13 protein-coding genes and 1 pseudogene are annotated in these 21,452 nt (G+C 59.3%); 5 read left to right on the top strand and 9 right to left on the bottom strand.

Features of this window, described 5'->3' with window-relative positions:
• Positions 1-74 precede the first annotated feature (74 nt).
• Positions 75-275: a hypothetical protein gene (locus G6P99_RS13180; protein ID WP_029085168.1), complete on the top strand. Its 201-nt coding sequence runs from the start codon at positions 75-77 to the stop codon at positions 273-275.
• 1,141 nt (positions 276-1,416) lie between these two features.
• Here G6P99_RS13180 and G6P99_RS13175 read toward each other — a convergent pair.
• Both G6P99_RS13175 and G6P99_RS13170 read right to left on the bottom strand, forming a co-directional pair.
• Positions 1,417-1,749, bottom strand: coding sequence for a hypothetical protein (locus G6P99_RS13175; RefSeq protein WP_165128397.1), 333 nt, complete (start codon positions 1,747-1,749; stop codon positions 1,417-1,419).
• Complete coding sequence (locus tag G6P99_RS13170; RefSeq protein WP_165128395.1) at positions 1,709-2,311, bottom strand: hypothetical protein; 603 nt, start codon at positions 2,309-2,311, stop codon at positions 1,709-1,711. Before G6P99_RS13170 ends, G6P99_RS13175 begins: the two co-directional genes overlap by 41 nt.
• A 1,439-nt stretch (positions 2,312-3,750) precedes the next feature.
• On the opposite strand from G6P99_RS13170, the gene tnpA reads away from it, so the two are divergent.
• The 3 genes and pseudogenes from tnpA to tnpC all read left to right on the top strand — a co-directional run bounded on the left by tnpA (position 3,751) and on the right by tnpC (position 6,220).
• Positions 3,751-4,257, top strand: a complete 507-nt coding sequence (tnpA, locus tag G6P99_RS13165) for an IS66 family insertion sequence element accessory protein TnpA (protein ID WP_035978196.1) — start codon at positions 3,751-3,753, stop codon at positions 4,255-4,257.
• The gene (tnpB, locus tag G6P99_RS13160; RefSeq protein ID WP_029084721.1) at positions 4,254-4,613 is read left to right on the top strand and encodes an IS66 family insertion sequence element accessory protein TnpB; all 360 of its coding nucleotides are present in this window, start codon (positions 4,254-4,256) and stop codon (positions 4,611-4,613) included. The genes tnpA and tnpB overlap by 4 nt, the downstream gene beginning before the upstream one ends.
• A 72-nt stretch (positions 4,614-4,685) precedes the next feature.
• A pseudogene (gene tnpC / locus G6P99_RS13155) lies at positions 4,686-6,220 on the top strand (IS66 family transposase).
• 269 nt (positions 6,221-6,489) lie between these two features.
• Here tnpC and G6P99_RS13150 read toward each other — a convergent pair.
• From G6P99_RS13150 to G6P99_RS13125, 6 genes are all read right to left on the bottom strand, one after another.
• Positions 6,490-7,311 carry a cyclic nucleotide-binding domain-containing protein gene (locus G6P99_RS13150; RefSeq protein WP_165128393.1) on the bottom strand — a complete coding sequence of 274 codons (822 nt, stop codon included), beginning with the start codon at positions 7,309-7,311 and terminating at the stop codon, positions 6,490-6,492.
• Positions 7,312-7,462: 151 nt separating this feature from the next.
• Entirely contained in the window at positions 7,463-8,065 is a 603-nt protein-coding gene (locus tag G6P99_RS13145) for a helix-turn-helix domain-containing protein (RefSeq protein WP_165128391.1), read from the bottom strand.
• A gap of 342 nt (positions 8,066-8,407) precedes the next feature.
• On the bottom strand, positions 8,408-8,650 hold the full coding sequence (locus G6P99_RS13140) for a hypothetical protein (RefSeq protein ID WP_165128389.1): 243 nt from the start codon (positions 8,648-8,650) through the stop codon (positions 8,408-8,410).
• 347 nt (positions 8,651-8,997) lie between these two features.
• Entirely contained in the window at positions 8,998-14,472 is a 5,475-nt protein-coding gene (locus G6P99_RS13135; RefSeq protein WP_165128387.1) for a trifunctional serine/threonine-protein kinase/ATP-binding protein/sensor histidine kinase, read from the bottom strand.
• A 191-nt stretch (positions 14,473-14,663) separates the two neighbouring features.
• Positions 14,664-16,115, bottom strand: a complete 1,452-nt coding sequence (locus G6P99_RS13130) for an ATP-binding protein (RefSeq protein ID WP_165128385.1) — start codon at positions 16,113-16,115, stop codon at positions 14,664-14,666.
• A gap of 530 nt (positions 16,116-16,645) precedes the next feature.
• A complete protein-coding gene (locus G6P99_RS13125; protein ID WP_334262018.1) occupies positions 16,646-16,957 on the bottom strand; it encodes a response regulator transcription factor in 312 nt (103 codons plus the stop codon).
• A gap of 639 nt (positions 16,958-17,596) precedes the next feature.
• Between G6P99_RS13125 and G6P99_RS13120 the strand changes: the two genes are divergently transcribed.
• Positions 17,597-18,244, top strand: a complete 648-nt coding sequence (locus G6P99_RS13120) for a response regulator transcription factor (RefSeq protein ID WP_165128383.1) — start codon at positions 17,597-17,599, stop codon at positions 18,242-18,244.
• Between the two features lie 118 nt (positions 18,245-18,362).
• On the opposite strand, the gene G6P99_RS13115 is transcribed toward G6P99_RS13120, so the two are convergent.
• Positions 18,363-21,077, bottom strand: a complete 2,715-nt coding sequence (locus tag G6P99_RS13115) for a PAS domain-containing protein (RefSeq protein ID WP_165128381.1) — start codon at positions 21,075-21,077, stop codon at positions 18,363-18,365.
• Positions 21,078-21,452 lie beyond the last annotated feature (375 nt).

Genomic DNA, 21,452 nt, shown 5'->3' with positions numbered 1-21,452 from the left:
GGCCGGCGTTTTGATGATAGTCTTCCGACCTGGCCCGATCAGTTTTTGGCGGGCGCAGAACAAAGGACAATTCAATGAGCAAACCGATTCAGGGCTATGTTCGCGCGGACGTTCCATTGAATGTTTTGGATACAAGTGTTCGCAAGTCCTCCACTAGTCCACTCGCCGGCGTCCTGCAAATTTCGACTGAAGACGGCGTGTTTCGTCTCGCGATAAGCGGCGACACGGCCAAGGACCTTCGGATAGATTTGGATCAATTCCTAGCACAGGAGTAGAGCAGCGCTCGCACAGTCTCGGGGCAATTCCCGTACCATAGACTGCCAAACTCTCGACGGAGGATATAGCTCCCCGTTGCGCAAGAAGGAACATTGGATAGCTCAACTCCGGCAACGGACCAAGCACGCAGACAAGCTCCTCGTCTGCGGCATCGTCAGAGCGGCCCGGCATGTCCCAAAAGGGCCAAGAGGCGACATGGCATCGCATGAACAATAAGGCCACCAACTGGGGTGGCCTTATTGCTTTGTTTTGTGGGAATGCGCCGGTTGATCGCATGCCCCACAGAAGAAGGTGTTACAGAATTCCAAGCGACTCATTTTAAAGCCCGCAGGAATGGCCTCCACCCTAAAATCGAAGGCTCCCTTTTTGGCCTTCGAAAGACGGGCAGCCCCTGTCATTCCACAGTTCGGGCATGAAACTAACTCGGTCCACTGATCGCTGCCCTGCATCGTGTAGACTCTTTCACTGGCGAATAAGCGCGTGGCGCGACGGTTGTCGGATCAGTGCCGCTTACGTCGGCGCGCGCAATCCCGGCGAGGAAAGCCACTGGCTGATGTGAGAGGCGGTCTCAGCCTGCCGTGCCTGGCGGATCATTCTCTCTCGTTCGATCCCGAGTGGAGTGCCTTTCGCTGCTTGTCGCAGGCGCGCGGCTTCTTGGGTCAGGCGTGCTTCGAAGGGTATGGCCTGTTTGATACGGCGTCGCTGCATCGGGGCTGCTCCATTCCATTATAGGAAGGGCGGGAGCGCGTGATGGCGTTCTCATCACCGATGAATGCCGAAAGCCGTGCGGTGATGGTGTCAGCTTGAGGCCTTAGAAGCTCCCTTGCTGTTCCTTTTTGCTCACTTTCAAAAAAGTTAATGAATCGGCCAAAGCCAGAACAAACTGGGCCACCCAAGACCGGCTACTCACGGTGAAAACAGACCAGTGCCCGCCGTCTTGTGAGAACGAATTCTGATACTGGACAATCAAAAAGTAGTGGCGGGCCGGAAGTCCACTTTTGGCCTTACAAGCCACGGTCATTTGCGGACCTCAACCTGGGACGCGCGTATGAGGACGACGCTAGCCTTGCGTCGCGTTCTCTTCGGTGTTGCGCCGGGCATGTGCAAAGCCTTCTTAACGTAAGTTGACAGCGTTGGCCTTCACTTCGCCTTTGCTTTCGTCGCGCGACGCCTCGGAGCGACCTTCGCCCCGGTGATGAACAGGCGATGCAACTTGCCGTCTTTCATTGTGGGCTGTGCGGTGACACGAAGGGTCGCGCCTTCGTCGAGCGCCTTCGTGTAGACGTTGTGGGGCTCATCGAGCACCGCATCGGCGATCTTGCCGGGCACGATTCTGTTCTGCTCTAAAATCTCGATGCGGCATGCACCATTGGTTTTGAAAACGCCGTGGATTCTCACGTCATAGGTGACGGGCTCCGCCAAACTCAGTTGCTCAGTCGACCGCAACACTTCTGCCGCCGGCTCGTCGATCACAGACGCATCGCGATCGTCGCCGCTGTAGCAGGCGCACCGTGCGCCCAACGGGCTCGGGGATTTGCCGGATCGATGCGCGGTTTTCTCGGTGTAGTGCGTTGATGATCTTGTATAGCGCGGCTTTGTCCTGCATTTGGCCCTGCAATACTTGCCGCGAGAACTCGACGTGCTCCATCGCGAGCGAATGGATTTTATCGACAGCGTTGTCTGTGCTCTTCTTTTTGCCGAGCGCCTTTTCGATCACGGCTTCAATGACGAATTGGGTCAGTCTCTTGCCGACCGTCATCAGGATCGGCGTGTAGACCGGCATCTGCCCCGAGGTGACGACTGCGAAAATCTCTTGGATCAGACCGTTTGTTTTGCTCGGGCCGACGCAGAAGCGGATTTGATACGAACGCGGGTCGTGCGTGATCTCTTCGTGGAAAAGCTCGTGGCAGATGCTGTTGGCGAGCTTCGTGACGCCGATTAGTGACTTGCCGAATTGCTGCGCATCAACGAGATGCTGATCGGCGAGTAGTCCTCGATAGGTGATTGGTATCGCGTCAAAAAGCGGCTGCTGCATCGGCAATGCGTCCCGACCCGTCAAAAGGATAGTTGTGCCTTGGGCGAGCGGCTACCGCAAGGTGCCCTTTCGGATAACCAGCGACCCCAGCGCCCTGCCCGACCAGTACAAACGAGACACGCGTGGCGAACGGGGATAGGGTTACAACCCGAACGGGAGCTGCGCGAAGCGTGACGGGAGAGCTGACCGAACCGATATCGAGCAGCGGCCTTCCGTGCTAAGCCGGCTTAGCTGTGTGGAGCGTTGGCGGAGGGCGCGTTTCGATCGACTGCTCGGCGATCCTGTGCGGGATCGTGACCAAGTAATCCTTGCGGCTCGCCTCTATCTGCAGGTTAGTGCGCTCCGCATGGCCGCCGAGCGCGGGATCATCTAGGTCAGCGCGGCCGGATTTACGTTAAGGGCGAGTAGCCGGTATGCTGGGGCTCCCACAAGGGCGGCGCTTTCCTACTGCATCCGGTGTAACCGGGACTGATCTCTTATTTCGACCCCAAGCGAGGGCTCGGCTTGCCTATGCGCTCATCGCGGAGCGGGCAGGATGGCTTTTTCCGGCGTTAGCCAGAGGGAAAATTTCAAACCAAATTTGGGCTAAGCCCGTGCCGCAAGACAGCATTTCGAATGACGCACCCCGACGGGCAATTGAGTGTGTTGGTCGAGCGAGAAAGATCAAACCATCCCCCTCAGGAACCGCTTGGTTTCCGGTAGAAGGCCGTACCGTACCAATGTGCGGCATTCAAAGATTCAGAGAAAAATGGACTCTCTGGCAGCTTCGAGGACTCAGTTTTGGAGCGGTCGGCGTTCTTAGGCGCGCCGGAAAATGCAACAAAAGCGGCGAGTTTTCGAGCCTTTCTCCGTTTGGAAGTACGAACTGGCGGAGCGAAGTGGCGGAGCGAGGAGGATTCGAACTCCTGGTACGGTCGGGTCGCAGTCTTGGTCGAATTAGTCTCCGCCCGGTCGCTCCCCAAAATGGGAACTTCCGGGACAAGGCGGGAGACTTTCGGCGGTCTGGTCCCAGAAACCCTAGATGCCGAGGTGACGGAGACCCATGCAGCCCACAGAAATCGGCCATTTTAGACCAATTCTCATGCTTTTCCAGGCACTTGCCTGTTAGCTTACACTGGATGGCTGGCGACACAGTACTGATCGCGCCAGTCTCCAAGCGGATTCCCTGCGAACAGGGAATTTTACAGGGAAATTCGCAATTTTGGGGGTGCGGAGACAATATGGGCGCCGAAAATCGCTGTGCCGCAGCGATTTTTAGGTATTTCCCTAGATGGACGAACAGGGAAAATAACTCAAGGAACAGGGACTCTTCCCGACATATCACGGAATTGAAGTCAGGCAATTGCGCAATTGCGTAAGCGTCCATTTCTCGCACACTTTTCCTGCGGCACGGAAGCACGATCTGTTCTCGTTCTCGATTTGCAAATGAGGAGAACGAGATGGCGGACGAGGACGGAAGGTGGAGACGCCAGGACGAGTCGTTCTGGCGTGCGCACCATGAGGCGTGGAAGCGTAGTGACCTGAACCAACGGCAGTATTGCGAAGCGGAGTGCATTCCGCTGAAGGCGTTCGGCAACTGGCGAGCGGTGTTTAAAGCCGAGCCGCAACCGCCGGAACGCAAACTGCTCTATCGCCGTCGAGGCTTAAGTCCTCCCTTTAGTCCGCAGCTAAGTCCGCCCTTTAGTCCTCCCCTTAATCCGGGGACTTATCCCTCCTCCCGCTCGGCAAGCCCCATCGTTGCGCGACCGCGTGAGGGGCATCGGCGCCGGTTCAGTGAGGCGGACAAGCGTCAGATTCTCGATCAGGTCGCGCAAGATGGAACGAGTGCCGCTGAGGTCGCTCGCCGCTACGGTATCGACGGCCGCGTTCTGCGCCGATGGAAGCAAGAGCTGGCGCCTCCGGCATTTGTCACCGTCGAGATCACCGATGCGGAGACCGTGGCATGACGACGCTACTTCCTCCGAACGTAAAGGTGCATCTGGCCTTGGGCTTCATCGACATGCGCAAAGGCATCGACGGCCTCGCCATGCTGGTGCAGGGCGTGCTGCAGCAGGATCCGTTCACCGGCCACCTGTTCGTGTTCCGGGGGCGCACCCGGGCCAACCTGATCAAGATCATCTATTGGGACGGCACCGGGTTCTGCCTGTTCACCAAACGGCTCGAGCACGGTGTCTTCGTGTGGCCGCCGAGCGTCAAACCGGACGAGACGCTGTCCCTGACGTCAGCACAGTTGTCGCTGCTGATCGAAGGCGTGGACTGGCGTGCTCCGGAACAGCGGTGGCGTCCGACTCTAGCGGGCTGACACTGCGACGGATTGACTCTCTAACGCAAGCAGAGCGGCGAGAACGGTACGAGTCAGCTACCCTCTGCTGCCATGAGCATCAATCTCGCCACCCTGCCGGATGATGTGGAGACCTTGCAGAATCTGGTGCGCTCGCTCGCAGCCGAGCGCACCAGCCTCAGCGAGGCGCAGGCCGAGATCGAACGGCTCCATCTCATCATCAAGAAGCTGCAGCGCAGCCAATTCGGCCGGCGCGCGGAGCAGCTCGATGATGATCAGCTGCAGCTCGGCTTCGAGGATATCAGCGCCGATCTTGCAAGGGCTGAGGCCATACTTCCACCAGCCAGGACCAAAACTGCAAGGACGCAGGAGGAGCGGCCGAGCCTGCCGGCGCACCTGCCGCGCGAGGACCGACGGTTCGATGTCGAGCACGAGGCCTGTTCCTGTTGCGGCGGCCCCCTACACGTGATCGGCGAGACCGTGAGCGAGATGCTCGACCACGTCCCGGCGCGGCTGCGGGTCATCCGCATCTGCCGGCCCCGCTATGGCTGCCGGGCCTGCGCGACCATCCACCAGGCGCCCGCCCCGGAGCGGCCAGTCGCCAAGGGCCTCGCGACCCCCGCCCTGCTCGCCCATGTCCTAGTCTCCAAATACTGCGATCATCTGCCGCTCTACCGGCAAAGCCAGATCTTTGCCCGGCAGGGCGTCGAGATCGACCGGTCGACCCTTGCCAACTGGGTCGGCGGCGCCTGCTGGTGGCTCGACTCGCTGCAAAAGAGGCTCGCCGAGCACGTCTTCGCATCGCAGAAGCTGTTCGCCGATGACACCCCGATCCCGGTGCTCGATCCCGGCCGAGGCCGCACGAAGACCGGCCGGCTATGGGTCTATGCCCGCGACGACCGGCCCTGGAACGGGCCCGATCCGCCGGCTGCGGTCTATCTTTACAGCCCTGATCGCAAAGCCGAGCGCCCCGCCTCTCACCTAGCCAGATTCAGCGGCATCGTGCAGGTCGACGGGTATCCCGGCTTCGACCGGCTCAGCGATGGCGGCAGAATCCTGCTCGCAGGATGTTGGGCTCACGCCAGACGCAAGTTCTATGAGGTGCAGCAGGCTACCCGCTCGCCTGTCGCGGCAGAAGCGCTGCGGCGCATCGCCGAGTTCTACGCGATCGAGAATGCCATCCGCGGCCATGCCGCCGATGCACGACGGAGCGGCGTCAATCCAGATCGCTGCCTCTGGTCACAGCGATGAAGGCTTGGCTTGAGCGGCAGCTTGCTCAAATCCCGCCCCGCGGCAGCCTCGCCGACGCTATCCGCTACTCCTTAAGCCGCTGGGAGGTTCTCTGCTGCTTCCTCGTTGATGGCCGCGTCGAACTCGACACCAACACCGTCGAGCGCGCAATCCGTCCCATCACGCTCGGCCGCAAAAACCACCTGTTTGCCGGATCCGACGGCGGCGCCGACCGCTGGGCAACCATCTGTTCCCTCATTACCACCGCCAAGCTCAACGACGTCGAGCCCTTCGCCTATCTCCAGGACGTGCTCGAGCGCATGTCCAACGGACATCCCATGAGCCAGCTCAACGAGCTTCTGCCCTGGAACTGGCGGCCAGCAACCGTTGTCAATTAATTCGACGTGTCAGAAATGAACGCTTACGATCTGCCAACAGGGTCGGCCGTCATCAGTAGGCGAGTCTGCCAGCTGCGAAAATCGGGAATGGCCACGCCACGCCAAGGTGCCGACGCCGGGCGGCCGCTTTGCGCGAAAGCGCCCCGTTCCAAAAGCGCGCCATTCAGCGAACCTAGATAGCCAGCCGATCGCTGGCGACCCGTCAATGCTCCGTCGTCTGACATAGCTCCCCTCCCCTACGCGCCGCCGTCGAACCACTTCGGCACAAGCTACTCGGCAGCTAGGCTGGGACTGGCGATATCGCGCAATTTGGCGGCAAGATCCATGCTTACAATCCGCAGAAGGTTGGCGCGGAGTTCGGGTCTGCTCGCAGTGAACTCGCGCACGTGCTGCAGGTCCCACTTTGCGAGAATGCTAGGACCGAGAGCCACTATTTCCACCGGACTGGCCAATCCGCTGTAGGCGCTTACATCCCCGATCAGTTGACCAGGTCGAAGAGCCATTCTGGAGCTGCCGCTAATAATGGCTTCGAGGTCCCCGGCAATGACGACGATGGCCTCGGATATGTGCTGCCCTTTTTCGAGAATAATCTCCCCGGGCGAGCAGTCCACCCACCGAGCAAGACTGACTAGCCTTAAGAATTCGCGCTTGTCGATCGAGCTGAATGCGACGCGGTAGAGCTGCTCTTCTTTGTCGCTGAGAACCACCGGCCGCCGCTCCAAAGCGATCGCCACGATGCGAATCGCGTTGACGATCATGAACGCAGCTCCCCAGATAATCGGCGGCCACAGTTTTTCGTCCTGGAAATAGTAATATGGCAAGGTCAGCCCCTCACCGACGATCGCCAATATGCGCAGCTTAAGCACGTCTCGCACCGAGAACGCCACGAGAAACACAATGTTCGATAGGTTAATCAGCCCGTTGATTCCGACAACCTGACCAGCGACGAACTCGTACATCAAAACTCCAACGACGTTTTCTGCGCAACCAAGCCAGGCATCAGGAATTCGAACAGCCAAAGGCCGCGACGGCGGGGCCGACGACATCAGCAATGTCGACGGCGAATGTCCGAGATGCAGACGATCGACCATCCGATACTGCAGCGGTCGACTCCGGACTGGCGCGGCGACCACATCATTGCTTATTCGGCGTACGAATCCGATGGGAAAGTCGACCCATTGGTATAATGACGACATAAAGTCGGTTGAGGACCTGCGTGCAGTTAAGAGCTTTTTTCGCCCGTCATCGCGCTGATTGCTGATGGGATATTCTGGGCCATGCCGGTCCCTGAGGTGACCGGTCGGGCGTTTCACGCTCGCGTCGCCAGTTGGCCGGACTTTGACCAAAGACCCGTCTAAAGAGCCTGCATAGATGTGACTGGTCCGAAAAGCCTACACTCAAGGCGATTTCACTCAGTGATGCCGCCCCGGTGATCATCAGGTGGCAGGCTTTTTCGAGACGCCTTCTCACCACATAGGCGTGTGGCGACTCGCCAACAGCCAGTTTGAATTTCCGGGAGAAGTGCGCCGGGCTTCGACGCGCGACCGCACTGAGATCCTGGATGTGAATGGAACAGTGCAGGTTTTCGTCAATGTAAGCGCGCACGCGAAGGATTTGCCAGGCCGCTAGGCCGCCCCGCGAGGGGCCGTTAGCGCCGGAACAACGTTCGATCTCAGCTTGCAGGATGTGCGATGCCGTGACCAGCGACGCCTTGGCCGCCTTTTGGTCACGCCCCAACTCTCGCCTTGCCGTTTCGACCAGCCTGGCCACCCTGTTAGCAATCAGGTGAAACTCTTGATCGGTTGCAGAGGAAGACTCTGATGCGCTGGCTTGAAACCCTTCCATGGTCACTCCCTTGCCGAACTATCCGAAGCTTCGGATCGACAGGAACGTGCAGTAGGGGGGGACTTTTGGCTCGTTAATCAACGTTATGGAAGGTTAGTTCCTCAGCCGCGGATTGAGTGTTGAATATTATACCTTGCAGCCGAACCTGAGCTCGCGACAGTTCAGAACACCGCCAGGTCACTGAAATCCAAAATGGTACCTGAGACACGAGGACAACTTTCCTCGCCTGTCGCGAAAACATCTCCCACGAAAGCTTTCCACGCGACATGGAGCCCCGGAGACCCTCTCGGCCAAGCGCGGGAACTGTACGCTTCGCCGTTACGACGGGGTTCTTTTGGTCACCTACGAACCGTGGTCCTCAGGATCTTCAGATTTTGAGTAAGAAAGTGAATGGCGAAACCCGGACTCGATTTTCCGCGCGAGCACGTTGAGTTCTTCGCCATTCGCTTCCGGAATGTTGACTTCGCCCTCCTCGATCCATGCGCCATCCACCGTGAAATTGTTGGTAATCGACATCATGGCGGCGCGACCGTTTGACTTCGGATCCGGGAAAGACCTGTTCGGCAATGTCGCTGCGGGTCGCATCGGCGTCAGTCCGGAACTCGGCTCCGACAGAGTCGCCGGCGTAGAGCAGGACGGTATTGGAGTTAGAAAGGCCTAGCCGAAGCGATTTCGTAACCGCAAAGCCCTGAACAAATGCCGTTTCCTGATGCGTCACCTTCGGTACGGAGGCCATCGAAACCGACCGCAATTGACGACGTGTGCCGAGTTGTACGTGCTTGCGGAAGTGTTCGGCGAGGTGCGGAGCTATTAAACGACTGTCTTCCCTGATCGACATTCGCGTGCAGTGGGGCACGAGGCATCACCACGCGCGAACAGGGTGTCTCCTAGACTCGACGTCTGCCGCGCCATCGATCCGAAGCGGCATTCACTCACGACGCGGCGGCCGGATGGGCCGGCGCACTGAAGCGAAAGATAGCGCCACCTGGCGCGTTAGGACTCGCCCACAATTGTCCATTATGCGCTTCGATGATCGACCGGCAGATTGACAACCCGAGCCCCAAACCGCCTAGCTTCGTGGTGTAGAACGCCTCGAACACCCGCTCAAGATCCGCCGGCGCAAGGCCTGGACCCGAATCGCGCACCTCGACCGACACGCCATCCGGTTCGTTACGGCTGCTGATAAGCAATTCCCGCTCCCCTTCGCCGACGTCGCGCATCGCTTCGATCGCATTGATGATCAGGTTGAGGAGTACCTGTTGCAGCTGGACCCGATCTCCCCGGATATGCGGCAAGCCCTCCGCCAACTGCGTCCGCACCGAGACTTTGTTGTCTGCAGCCTCAGTACGGGTGAGCGCAACAACCTCGAGGATCGCATCGTTGATCGCTACAGCGTCTTTTCGTGGGGGCGCCTTCTTGATGAGCGCGCGGATTCGCCCCACGACCTCGCCTGCGCGATTCCCCTCCTTGACAATAAGAGAGAGCGCGTCATCCACCTCACGAACATTCGGTGGCTTAGCGCTTAGGAAACGCCGAGCGGCTGACGCGTACGTGACTGCCGCCGCGATCGGCTGATTCACTTCATGCGCGATTGATGATGTCAGTTGACCCATCGTCGCGACGCGGTTGGCGTGCGCGAGCTCCAGTTGCGTTTCACGGTAGCGCCGCTCGCTTTCACGTGCTTCTGCCTCCACGAGTTTGCGCTCAGTCAAATCAAGAACGAAGGCAACACCATGATCTTGCTGTTCGTCGAACGCGGCCGAGCCGACCAGCACGGGCACGCGGCTGCCGTCCTTGCGCAAATACTCCTTTTCATAAGGTTGAACCGCGCCAGGCCTGTCGGTGCCCATTAGGGAGCGGGCGGCGCTGGCCCGCCATTCCGACGGCGTCAAGTCGGCCAAGCGCATGTTGCCGGCGACGATATCCTCTCGGTCGTATCCCATCATCTTGAGGAATGCGTCGTTGGCTTCGATGATTTCACCCTTCTGGCTCGAGATGAAAATCCCGATGATGTTGGCATCGACCAGTCGCCTGATTTTCGACTCGCGCTCTGCGACGTCGCTGTACAACCGGGCGTTCTCCAGCGCGATTGCCGCCTGTGAGGCGAGCAGCTTCAGCACCGCGATCCGCCCCGGCGTGAACACATGCGATGCCAGACTGTTTTCGAGGTACAGTACGCCGATCAGCTCGGCCTGTTTCAGCAACGGCAGGCAGAGAAGCGATCGTGCCTGCTTGCGCCCTATATATTCATCTTCGGAAAACGCATTCTGCTCGCGGGCGTCATCCAGTATCACTTGGCTCTCGGTGCGGATGACTTGTTCAAGAACCAGCCCGGGCAATTCAGACGCAGTTACCGGTGTCCGGAGAAGATGGACCCTGACGCCATCGCGACCGCTCCTCGCGACCGCCTCGATCCGGTTTTCGTCGCCGTGCGGGAGAATCAGGAGGCCGCGGTCAGCCCCGGCATGCTCGACCGCAATAGCCATCAACGTCTCGATTAACCTCTCGAGGACGATTTCGCCGGCCACGGCTTCCGACATCTTGATGACCGTAGCCAGATCCAATCGCTCGACAGAGGTCTCGATGGTGGGCTTTGCGGCCAATGATGCCGGTTGTCGGATCCGGGGATGGGTCTTGTCGAGCTGAGCAACCTTAGCCCAGGCGCCCCAGCGGACATAGCAGTCGCGGGCTTCGTCAAAAAAAGTATCTGCCACCTTTTCGAGACCGCGAAGGCGGTAGAATCGAGCTGCCAATTCGCCGGCGAGCGCCTGATCCTGGAGGAACCCGCGCTCAGCCGCCAAGCGGATTGCCTGCTCGTACAGCCGCATGGCCTCGATGTCACGTCCTTCGAGCCGCGCCCATTCCGCCGAGACCAAGGCATGCTTATGCGCGAACGTCGCCGGGCCACTCTCAGCCCATCGCTGAAACGAACCCAGGTGTGCGATGAACTCCCCACGGAGCTCTGCTCGTCTCTCCGGCGAAGACGCTGGAAAGACCGCGGCGATGGCAAGAGAATGATAAAAGCAGTAATCCATCGACTGAAGATTGAAACGAGCTGACCAGAGTACTGGCTTCGCCTTGGCGGCAAACTCAAGGGCTCTCTCCGCGTTGCCCAGTAAGAAGTGCCGCTGCAATTGCAGGATCCAATGAAAGCAGGCAACGATTGGAACGCCGCCCCGAAGCACCCGCGCTTCCAGCGCCGTCTCGTCGAGGGGGGCACCGCTTCCCGCTCCTCCGCGAAGATTTTGGACGAAACCCTGAATGCTCAAGATGACTAACTGACCAAATCTGTATTTGCGGACGAAATCTAGGGCATCTACCGACTCGAGCCACACTTGGTCGAGAGGATCGCCGCGCGACATCAGATCGGTGAGGCGATGTTGTCGGGTCCAGCAGGCGTAGACCATTTCGCCGGTTTCCGCGACAGATCGAGCCGCGGCCTCGAGGCAGGTCAGAGAGTCTTCGATTGGACGCGTCCACAGAACCGCCATTTGCATGAGGAAATGCGCGCCCGCTTTTTGTGCGGTGAACCCGTACCGTTCGGCCACTGCGACCGCCAACCGTGCAAATGCCTCCCCGTCTGCGAAGCGATGGAACACCGGACCAAGAGCTATGGAGATCCCGGCGTAGTTGATCGCGGAGTACCCGCTTGTTCCGTGCCGACAGCTCAGCTTGACCATCCTTAAACAATTCATCTGGAACAGTTCGCCGTTGGCGTGATAGGCCAGCTCGCCCATCGAGCTGCAGAGCTTCATAACGGCCCGCATCTCAGGGTCATCCATTATCGGCAGGTCGATCAGGCTCTCGATCGGGCGCCCGCCGAGGGCCTCGCGCATCTCCTCGTATTCTACTCGCACTTGTTCTGGCGTCGGCGAGTCCGGCAGGTCGACGCCGAACGTTCGCAGGCATTCGAGCGCCAGGTGGATCGCCGGGGCGTAGTTGCCTTGCCTCAATTGAAGCATGATACGCAGACGACAGATCTCGGCATGATCAATCTTGGACCGTGCCTGGATGAGTAGCACTTCCACGAGTCCGGTAGCCTGCTCCAGGTTCGAGCCAAGGATCTCACATTCCGCCCGTTCCAGGAATAGACTCAGCATCAGGTCATAGGATCTTTGCCAGCCTTCTTCCGACAGAATGGCGATGCCTGCTGCAAGGTAAGTGGACGCCGCAGCATAGGCGGTCGAGGTTTTCGCCTTCCGGCCTGCAACAAAATTGAGTTCGGCGGCGCGTACCTTCTCGGGCCATTCGGAGATGAGCGCCGAGCCAAGGTTCAGCTGGTTGACGAGGTCGTAAATCTTCTCCGCGATGCTCTCCTGCGCGGTCTCCGCGACAAGGAGACGTGCGATTCGCAGATGGAGTTCGGCACGACCTTCCGCCGGAATAAGCGCATACGCGGCCTCCTGAACGCGATCATGGAAGAATCGGTAGCTTCCGTCGCGGGGGACAGCGGCACCGGCGCGAACCGCGTCGCGAAAACTTGCGTGCATCGCATCGTCGGAGTCGGTGCACAGCTTTGCCAAGGTCGCAAAGTCGGCGTGATTGCCCAGGCAGGCGAGAAGCTTCAACGCTTCCTGGGCCTCCGGAGCAAGACGCCGCAACCTGCCGATCATCAGGTCCACGGGATTGTCGCTGAACCTCTTGTTGTCGACGATAGCGCCCAAATCCCATGTCCACGACCGCGAGAACGGATCGAACTCGATCAGCCGTTCTTCGGCAAGGCTGGTGAGGAACTGTCCGGCGAAAAAGGGATTACCGCCGCCGCTTCTCTTGTGCACCAGTTCACCGAACGGCCGCATCTCGGCGGGCGCACTCCGCAACGTGTCACTCAGCAATTGGTTGATGTCGTCGAACGAGAGCGGCCCGAGCACGATCTGATCGACTTTCGCGCCGGCCTGGCGCAGATCCTCCAGCTTGCGCATCAATGGATGTGCCGGATCGACCTCGTTGTCGCGATAGGCGCCGATGAGCAACAGGTGACGCGTGTCCGGATGGAGGAGGAGATATTCGATGAGTGTCAGCGTGGCCGGATCGAGCCATTGCAGGTCATCGACGAAAAAGACCAGCGGGTGTTCCGCCCTGGCGAACACGCCGACGAACCGCTGGAACACAGTCTGAAACCGCAGTTGGGCATCGACCGGCGAGAGGACCGCTACGGTCGGCTGTGGGCCGATCAGTCGAACGAGGTTGGGAATGAGGTCGGTCAGCAGACGGCCCTGGTTTCCGATAGCTTCCATGATCGCGCGTCGCCAGCGAGCGATGTCGTCCGCGTGGCCGTTCAGCAGCTGTTGAATCAATCCCTGAAACGCCTGAGCAAGGGTCGCGTGGGGGGTATCACGGAGCCGCTGGTCGAATTTTCCCGAAATGAAGATGCCGCGAGGCAGCACGATGACCTTGTGCAGTTCGTTGACAACCGACGACTTGCCGATGCCCGAGTAGCCAGAGACCAGAACGAGTTCCGAACCACCATGCTTCACGACACGATCGAAGGCCGCGAGCAGGGTGGCGATCTCGCCCTCGCGTCCGTACAGCTTCTCCGGGATCATCAGCCGGTCCGACGCATCCTGCACGCCGAGCGGGAACGGGTCGATCCGCCCGAACGACTCCCAGGCGGTGAGGCACTTGCGGAGGTCCGCCTCGACTCCTGCTGCGGTCTGGTAGCGGTCCTCGGCGGTCTTCGCGAGAAGCTTCATGACGATCATCGAGAGCGGAGCCGGCAGCGCGCTTGCAAGCTCGTGCGGCGGGACAGGCTCTCGCGCGATGTGACAGTGGATCAACTCGATCGGATCAGCGGCGGTGAAGGGCAACGCGCCGGTCAACAGCTCGTAAAAGGTGACCCCCAGCGCGTACAGATCGCTTCGGGAGTCGACCGAGCGATTCATCCGGCCAGTCTGCTCCGGCGCCATGTAGGCGAGTGTGCCGGTGATAGTCTCCGGCGGCTCTGGCGCCTGGCGCTCACGCGGCACCCGTGAAGCGATCCCGAACCCCGTCAACCACACGCTGCTGCTTTCCAGTTCCACCAGGATATTTGCCGGCTTGATGTCCTTATGGATGAGGCCACGCTGGTGCACATGGCGGAGCGTGCCCGCGAGCGGGATCGCGATGCGGAGGAAATGCGATACATCCAGTGGATGGCCAAGCAGTTGATCGAGAGGCGTTCCGCCGGGATCCTCAAGCACCAGCGTCATACGGCCGCTATCGTGCGTAAGTGCAACCGGCCGCGCTGCCCACTCGGCGTCAAGTTCGGACCTGAGCGCATATTCGTGCTCAAGTCGCTCGACGCAACCGGGCGAGGCTTCTTCTGCAGCAACAACCAAGATCGGCGTCAAGCCGTTGCCAGAGCCCCGGGATAGGGCGATGCCGCCCTCCCGCAGCGACGAGAATGCGTAGCCCGAGAGCCCGGTCATGAAGGCTCCTGACGTTAAGGCTTGCTCGGTAATCACTTTCGTTACGGCCTGCACACTCGCGCGGTCACCAATTCGTGACTCGCTTACAGGAGGCTTCAGCCATTCGTTACCTCCATGACTGTTCCGGCTGGAGCGTTTTCCGGGTGGGGCATGCATCTACTTGAAAGCGCCGACCTGTTGGCTGCCCACTGTCACCCGTCGCGACAACCCGTCTGCACCAGGTTTAGACGGCTAGGCGGCTCGCCGCTTGAAAGAACGTGCGACGACTTGTCAGCTTCTGCACACTCAATTGCCAACAGCGCAACTCTTTGCGGTTCAGGGTAGCCAGCGACGTATTGCCCATGCCGGCGGAAGACAACGTCGACTTCGGCATGCTCCTCCAATTTTTCGAGTGCATATGCTCGCGTCGTGCCCAGCAACCGATACTGTGCCTGCGTTTCGTCGAACCGAGTTGCTATCAGTGACTTCTCAACTAAACCGGCGATCGCATCAAATATTCCGCCGGCGCCTGCGCCGATTTCGCCTGCGACATACCGCGCGCCCTCAAGGGTGAAATGACCGACGAAAGGAGCAATGCGTCGAAGAACAATCCTCTCTTCGTTCGACAACAGATTGTAGCTCCAATCCAATGTCGCCTTCAGCGTCTGATGTCTGGCAACCGCCGATCGATGGGCCAATTTCAACAACTCTAGCCGAGCAACGGCGTTCTTGAGGCCGAGGGCGGCCACCTGACCCGCAGCCAGTTCAATTGCCAAGGGTATGCCATCCAGCTTGCGGCACATTTCCGCGACAAACGGAGCCTCCTTATCGGTGAGAATGAAGCTTCCCGCCCTCGCCGCTACGCGTCGTGCGAGCAACTGTACTGCCGGGTAACGAAGCACAGCATTTGCCTTTTGCTCCGAGCCATCTGGTGGAAATTCAAGGGGAAGAACCCGCCAACAATGCTCGCCGCCTACCTTCAGCAATTCGCGACTGGTGGTGAGGAGATATATCTGCTCCGATTCTCGGTAGAGTTGCTCGGCGAGCAGCGCGACCGCCTCGATGACGTGCTCACAGTTATCGAGAATGATAAGAAGCTTCCGCGAGTGTACGAAGTCGACCAGTTCCAGAGCGGGATCTTTCGATGTGAGCGCAATTCCTAGGGATGTAGCGACTGCGCCTGCAACATGCCGCGGATCGGTAAGGCTTTCCAGATCAACAAAATGGACTTCCCCACCAAACTCCGCGACGGCGGCACGGCCAACAGCCAAGGCAATGGTCGTCTTACCGATACCGCCGGGGCCAAGAAGAGTTACGAATCGCGCATTTCGAAGCTTCTCGCTGACCTCGCTGACAACCGCTTCTCGCCCAATCATCACGATCGGTCGGACAGGGAGCCTGCCTTGGAGGGCGCACTTGGCGTTCCTGCTTTCCGTGCCATCAGCGAGCGGAACGACGGTGCCGACGAACGAATAGCCCCGTCCCTTGATGTTTGCGATGTATCGATTACCGAATTGGCCGTCACCAAGCGCCTTGCGGATTGCGGCCACGTGGACCCGGAGGCTTCCCTCCTCAACGGTTACCTCCGACCAGACGTGATCCATCAGCTCCTGCTTCGCGATGACCTCACCTGGGCGGTCGGCAAGATAGGTCAAAATATCCAACGCCCGATCCCCGAGGGAAAGCGCTCGACCGTCGCGCCGGAGCGCCCTCTCGCCAATCGAAAGTTCAAAAGGGCCAAACCTCAGCTTCTTGTGAACTACGGTGCCATGCATGCTTGTCAGCCAAATGTTGGATCTCCCCGGCTCGGCATGCGTATCGTCGGTGGGCAAACGCCGCAATTGTGCGCGCGTAAAGCTGGCCCCAACGAAGCTCGTAGTCTTTCCCTCACCTTTGGAAAGCAAGAACTACACGTTGGTATAATCAATCGCCCTCGACACAGATTGGGCCGTCCCCCGCGCCGCTGCGACCACAATGACCGGCAGGAGCCGCGTGCACCAGCACGACCGTCCAGCGCTGGCGTCTAGTTGTTGAAGCTTATTGCACCATGATCAGTCGACAGACAATGGACAGGTCTAGCTTGCTCCCGCTGCGATGCCGTCGCAAACTGAGTTACATCGCCGATGGCCAGCGGAGGCGACCTATCGCCTGCCTAACAGCCGTTGATGCAACGTTGGCACGCTAAGGCGCGCCTCTATTGTCCCTTTGCACGATCTAGCGCAGCCTGAATACAATTCAGGAGGTCGCTCTCATCGAACGGCTTGGGCAGATAGCCGATGACTCCCGCCTGAAGTGCGCGGGCACGAATACCATCGCTCGGATACGCAGTGATCAGTACGGTGGGAATCTCTTTGCCCAATCGAGACAAATGGTTATGCAAATCGAGGCCACTCATCTTGGGCATGTTGAAGTCGACAACCAAGCAGCCGGTGCGGCTCAGTTCGGGTGAGCGCAAGAACTCCTCCCCCGACGAAAATGTCTTGGCGATCAATCCTACCGAACGCATTAGAACTTCGATTGCATTTCCAACCGCGTTGTCGTCATCGACTATCGCAACTATTGGTCTGGCATTTGGCACTTGGCACGACCGGTAAGGGCGAGCGGCGATTGGAGAAACGGATGTCGTCCACACACTCTCGCTCATCCAACCTAGACGCAACCGCTATGTGCTTCGATTATACAATTGTATAGGTAACTCGACCGGAAATTTTGTGGTCCATGCACCACGCTGCGTTAACAGGCATCGACTTTCATATCACCCTACCTCTGTTAACTCACAAAAGTCCCTCCAGCCTGGACTAGACTGGAGGGCGAGTGAAGGCCGCAGGCAGTGATCGGCCTCGGGACGGGACAACTTCACCATAATGGAACGCATTGGCGCTCGCTATTGAACTAGCGGAAAGATCGAGCATCAGATGGGAATGTGCGGACTATACGAAGGTTGGGCTCTGCGAGCGCTAGTCGGTTCGACCTTGATGGGCGATTGGCTGCCTGGCGCAGAACACCGCGCCGACTTCAAAAGGGCAGTTCACCGATCGCTGCAATCGGAGGGAACCGAATTGTTGTTCCCTCTATCGCCCTTGCGATAATCTCTCTATGCTGGGTGGCGGACTAGAAAGCTGATGCGCATGTCAACGAGGCACATGTGATAGAGCAACCGCCAACAGTGATGGTCATCGACGATGATCCGGGAGTGCGGGACTCGGTAGGTAAGCTGCTTCAATCGGCGGGCTTTCGGACCAGCCTATTCGGGTCAGTGAGCGAATTTTGCGCAGCGGATCTGCCAGAAGGACCCACTTGCCTGGTACTTGACGTGCGGCTTCCCGGCCCGAGCGGGCTCGAGCTTCAGCGTGAACTGGCAGGTGCCAAAAGACGGCTGCCGATAATCTTCATCACCGGACATGGCGACATTCCAATGTCGGTGCAGGCGATGAAGGGGGGCGCTATTGAATTCCTGACAAAGCCGTTCCGGGAGCAGGATTTGCTTGAAGCGATTCAGCTCGGTCACGCCCGTGATCGAGCGCAGCTTGAGCAGGAACAAGCTAAGGCAGGGCTGAAAGCTCGTTTCGAGACCTTGACGCCGCGGGAGCGCGAGGTCATGGCGTTCGTGGTGACCGGGCGTTTAAACAAGCAGATCGCAGCCGACCTCGGCGTAAGCGAAATCACGGTAAAGGTTCATCGTGGCCAGGTAATGCGCAAGATGCGGGCATCGTCCTTGCCTGACCTGGCGCGTATGGCCGACCAATTGCAACTGACGCCAACAAAGCCGCATAGCCCAGGTCGCGTTGCCTAGCGCGCACACGCTTAGGCCTGCATCTTCCGCGGCGATACAATTGCGTCTCACCACGGGTGATCAGGGTGCGTGCTAGACTCGACGTCTGCCACGCCTTCGATCGGAAGCGGCATTCCACTCACGACGCGGCGGCCGGATGAGCCGGCGCAGTGAAACGAAAGATAGCGCCACGTGGCGCGTTAGGACTCGCCCACAATTGTCCATTATGCGCTTCGATGATCGATCGGCAGATTGACAACCCGAGCCCCAAACCGCTCGGTTTCGTGGTGTAGAACGCCTCGAACACCCGCTCAAGAGCCACCGGCGCGAGGCCCAGACCCGAATCGCGCACCTCGACCGACACGCCATCCGGTTCGTTACGACTGGTGATGAGCAATTCCCGCTCCCCTTCGCCGACGTCGCGCATCGCTTCGATGGCATTGATGATCAGGTTAAGCAGTACCTGTTGCAGCTGGACCCGATCTCCCCGGATATGCGGCAAGCCCTCCGCCAACTGCGTCCGCACCGAGACTTTGTTGTCTGCAGCCTCAGTACGGGTGAGCGCAACAACCTCGAGGATCGCATCGTTGATCGCTACAGCGTCTTTTCGTGGGGGCGCCTTCTTGATGAGCGCGCGGATTCGCCCCACGACCTCCCCTGCGCGATTCCCCTCCTTGACAATAAGAGAGAGCGCGTCATCCGCTTCGTGAAAATTCGGCGGGTCCGCGCTTAGGAAACGCCGAGCGGCTAACGCGTACGTGATTGCCGCTGTAATCGGCTGGTTGACTTCATGGGCGATCGAGGCCGTCAACTGGCCCATGGTCGCGACACGGTTGGCATGCGCTAGCTCCAACTGTACCTCACGATAGCGCCGCTCGCTTTCGCGAGCTTCTGCCTCCGCTGTCCGCAATGCCGTAACGTCGGTGCCGGTGCCGCGATAACCGCGGAATTCTCCATTAGCGTCAAAAATTGGCTTGCCGCTAATCCTCACGTACATCGGAGAGCCGCCGCCGTCCACGGAGCAATATACGAAATCACGGAACGGCTTCCGTGAATCGAGGGTTGCCCAGACAAGCCGCCACTTCTCCGGTTCGGTTTTAAGGTCGAGAGCGCGATCCCAACACAACGTCCCGATTCGATCCGCCGGATCCGAACGAAACGCATTCGCGGTCAACAGTGTGAATCTGTAGTCCGGACCGATTTCCCAAAACCAATCCGAGGCGGTCTCGGCGTAGTCGCGGAACTTGGCCTCGCTCTCCCGCAGCGCATCCTCGGCGCGCTTGCGGTCCTCGATGTCGAAGCCGATGCCGTACCACTTAATCACTTTTCCGTTCTCGTCGAACGACGGCTCGCGGCGGACCCAATGCCATCGATACTGTCCATCGACCCGCAGCAGCTGCTCTTCCTGCTCGAACGGCTCCCCGGTCTCGAGGCACCTCTGCCAATCGCTCGCATCGAGCCCGCGGTGATCCGGGTGAACCGGGATCATGTGCGTCGTGCCGCGCGCCTCCTCCTGCGAGATTCCAGTAAAACGCTGCCAGGTAAGATTCACGAAATCGCGCTCTCCGCTCGGCCAAAGGCTTGCGACCAGTGCCGGGATCTTGTCGATGGTCGCCTGCAACTCGCGCCGCGTTTCGGCAAGACGCGCCTCGCTCTGCCGCAACGTGTCCTCGGCCCGCTTGCGTTCCGTCACATCCATACCGGTGACGAGGATCTCTAGTAGTTCTGCGCTTGCCGAGAACACAGGATAGTTAGTTGCTTCGATGTGTTTGACCGTTTCATCGGGCAATATGATTCTGAACTCGTTCGTAAAGCTTCTTTTCTCGCGCACTCCGCGCTCGACGTCTTCCTTCACCCTGTTTAGGTCGTCTGGGTGGATCCGCTGCCAAACCGCTTCGCGGCTCGGAATGCCCTGCTGCGGATCAAACCCCCAGATGCGGGAAGCCTCCTCGGACCAATAAAGCATTTCCGTCTCGTTGTAGGCCGCGGAACCGACGTGGCTCAGCCTCTGTGCTTCCGACAGATAGGCTTCGCTGCGGCGTAACGCTTGCTCAGCCCGTTTCTGGTCATCGATGTCGTGACCGGCGCCATACCAGTTCACGATCGCGCCGTTCGCGTCGCGCAGCGGCACGCGCCTGCTGCGGTGCCAGCGATACACGCCGTCGGCGCGGCGCAGTCGCATTTCGATGTCGTACGGCTCTGTCGCCGCTACATGTGTGTCCCAGTCGCGCGAGCGTTTCGGGTAATCTTCCGGATGCACCACGCTTCTCAGGTTGTCGAACCCGACCCCCGGACCAACGAATTCCCTGAAGGTCTGATTCATGAAATCAGCTGTGCCGTCCGGCTGGTAACGCACGACATGGGTCGGTATGGTATCGATTATTTGACGGAGCTTGTATTCGCCCTGCCGCAGGGCCTGCTCCGCCCATTTGAGCTCGTCAATATCCAAGTTCACTCCAACCCACTGCAGTATGGTTCCATCGCTCGCCAGGAGCGGCTCGGCGCGACTGAGGAACCAGCGGTAGCGTCCTTCAGCGTTACGAACTCGAAAACTCCCCTCACCGCCCTCACCCGTGCGCAGACGGGTCGACCAATTTTCTTGTGTTTCTTCGCGGTCGTCCGGATGCACGAAGGGAAGATGGGCGTCCCACTTTGCGCCAACGTCGATGCCGAAACGCAGAGGATGATCTTTCGGAAGACCAAGGTAGTCCGCAGCTCGTTGGTTCACGAAGGTGAGTCCACCGGACGGAGATGCGTACCAAGTGTGCGCGGGAATTACATTTAGAGTGGCTTGCAATTGTGCCACGTATCCGAGCTGGTCTTCGGTCTTCTTGCCTGCATCGACGACAGTCATCTTCCGCCCGTGCGTTTTGTGCAGTGACAGAGCGCCATAGCGGCCCCGCAGCTGGTCCTATGGCCAACCCTTTCGCTCTGGATATTCCGTCAGGTAAATCTTATCGCAAAAAATTCGTGAGAACCACGGTCAGAGTAAGCGCCGTTCATCATCAAATGCGGCACAATCTCTCAGCTCCGGCGTCGAGCTTCCGGCTTGATTTCGGCGGACAAGGCTTCGCGTGCGCTGCGCACTGAGGCCGCTGTCCGTCTGCAAATCTTACTGCATCGCCCGAGAATTACCAGCCGTCAGTCGACATCGCCCGAGTGCGCCGGATGGCGAGGGAGCTGTCGCGAACAGCGGCTGGAGCTGTTATGCTGCCCTCAACTTCTAGGC

It is taken from the genome of Bradyrhizobium sp. 6(2017), from assembly GCF_011058295.2.
In the GTDB taxonomy this organism is placed as follows: Bacteria; Pseudomonadota; Alphaproteobacteria; order Rhizobiales; family Xanthobacteraceae; genus Bradyrhizobium; species Bradyrhizobium septentrionale.
Note: the sequence above shows the minus strand (reverse complement) of the source record. Positions and strands in the feature narration are given on the sequence as shown.

Excerpts from the sequence above, each read along its gene's own strand:
- G6P99_RS13180 (WP_029085168.1), top strand. The coding sequence starts at position 75 with ATGAGCAAACCGATTCAGGGCTATGTTCGCGCGGACGTTCCATTGAAT.
- G6P99_RS13170 (WP_165128395.1), bottom strand. The coding sequence starts at position 2,311 with ATGCAGCAGCCGCTTTTTGACGCGATACCAATCACCTATCGAGGACTA.
- tnpA (WP_035978196.1), top strand. The coding sequence starts at position 3,751 with ATGGCGGACGAGGACGGAAGGTGGAGACGCCAGGACGAGTCGTTCTGG.
- tnpB (WP_029084721.1), top strand. The coding sequence starts at position 4,254 with ATGACGACGCTACTTCCTCCGAACGTAAAGGTGCATCTGGCCTTGGGC.
- G6P99_RS13150 (WP_165128393.1), bottom strand. The coding sequence starts at position 7,311 with ATGGTCGATCGTCTGCATCTCGGACATTCGCCGTCGACATTGCTGATG.
- G6P99_RS13145 (WP_165128391.1), bottom strand. The coding sequence starts at position 8,065 with ATGGAAGGGTTTCAAGCCAGCGCATCAGAGTCTTCCTCTGCAACCGAT.
- G6P99_RS13140 (WP_165128389.1), bottom strand. The coding sequence starts at position 8,650 with ATGCGACCCGCAGCGACATTGCCGAACAGGTCTTTCCCGGATCCGAAG.
- G6P99_RS13135 (WP_165128387.1), bottom strand. The coding sequence starts at position 14,472 with ATGACCGGGCTCTCGGGCTACGCATTCTCGTCGCTGCGGGAGGGCGGC.
- G6P99_RS13125 (WP_334262018.1), bottom strand. The coding sequence starts at position 16,957 with ATGCGTTCGGTAGGATTGATCGCCAAGACATTTTCGTCGGGGGAGGAG.
- G6P99_RS13115 (WP_165128381.1), bottom strand. The coding sequence starts at position 21,077 with ATGACTGTCGTCGATGCAGGCAAGAAGACCGAAGACCAGCTCGGATAC.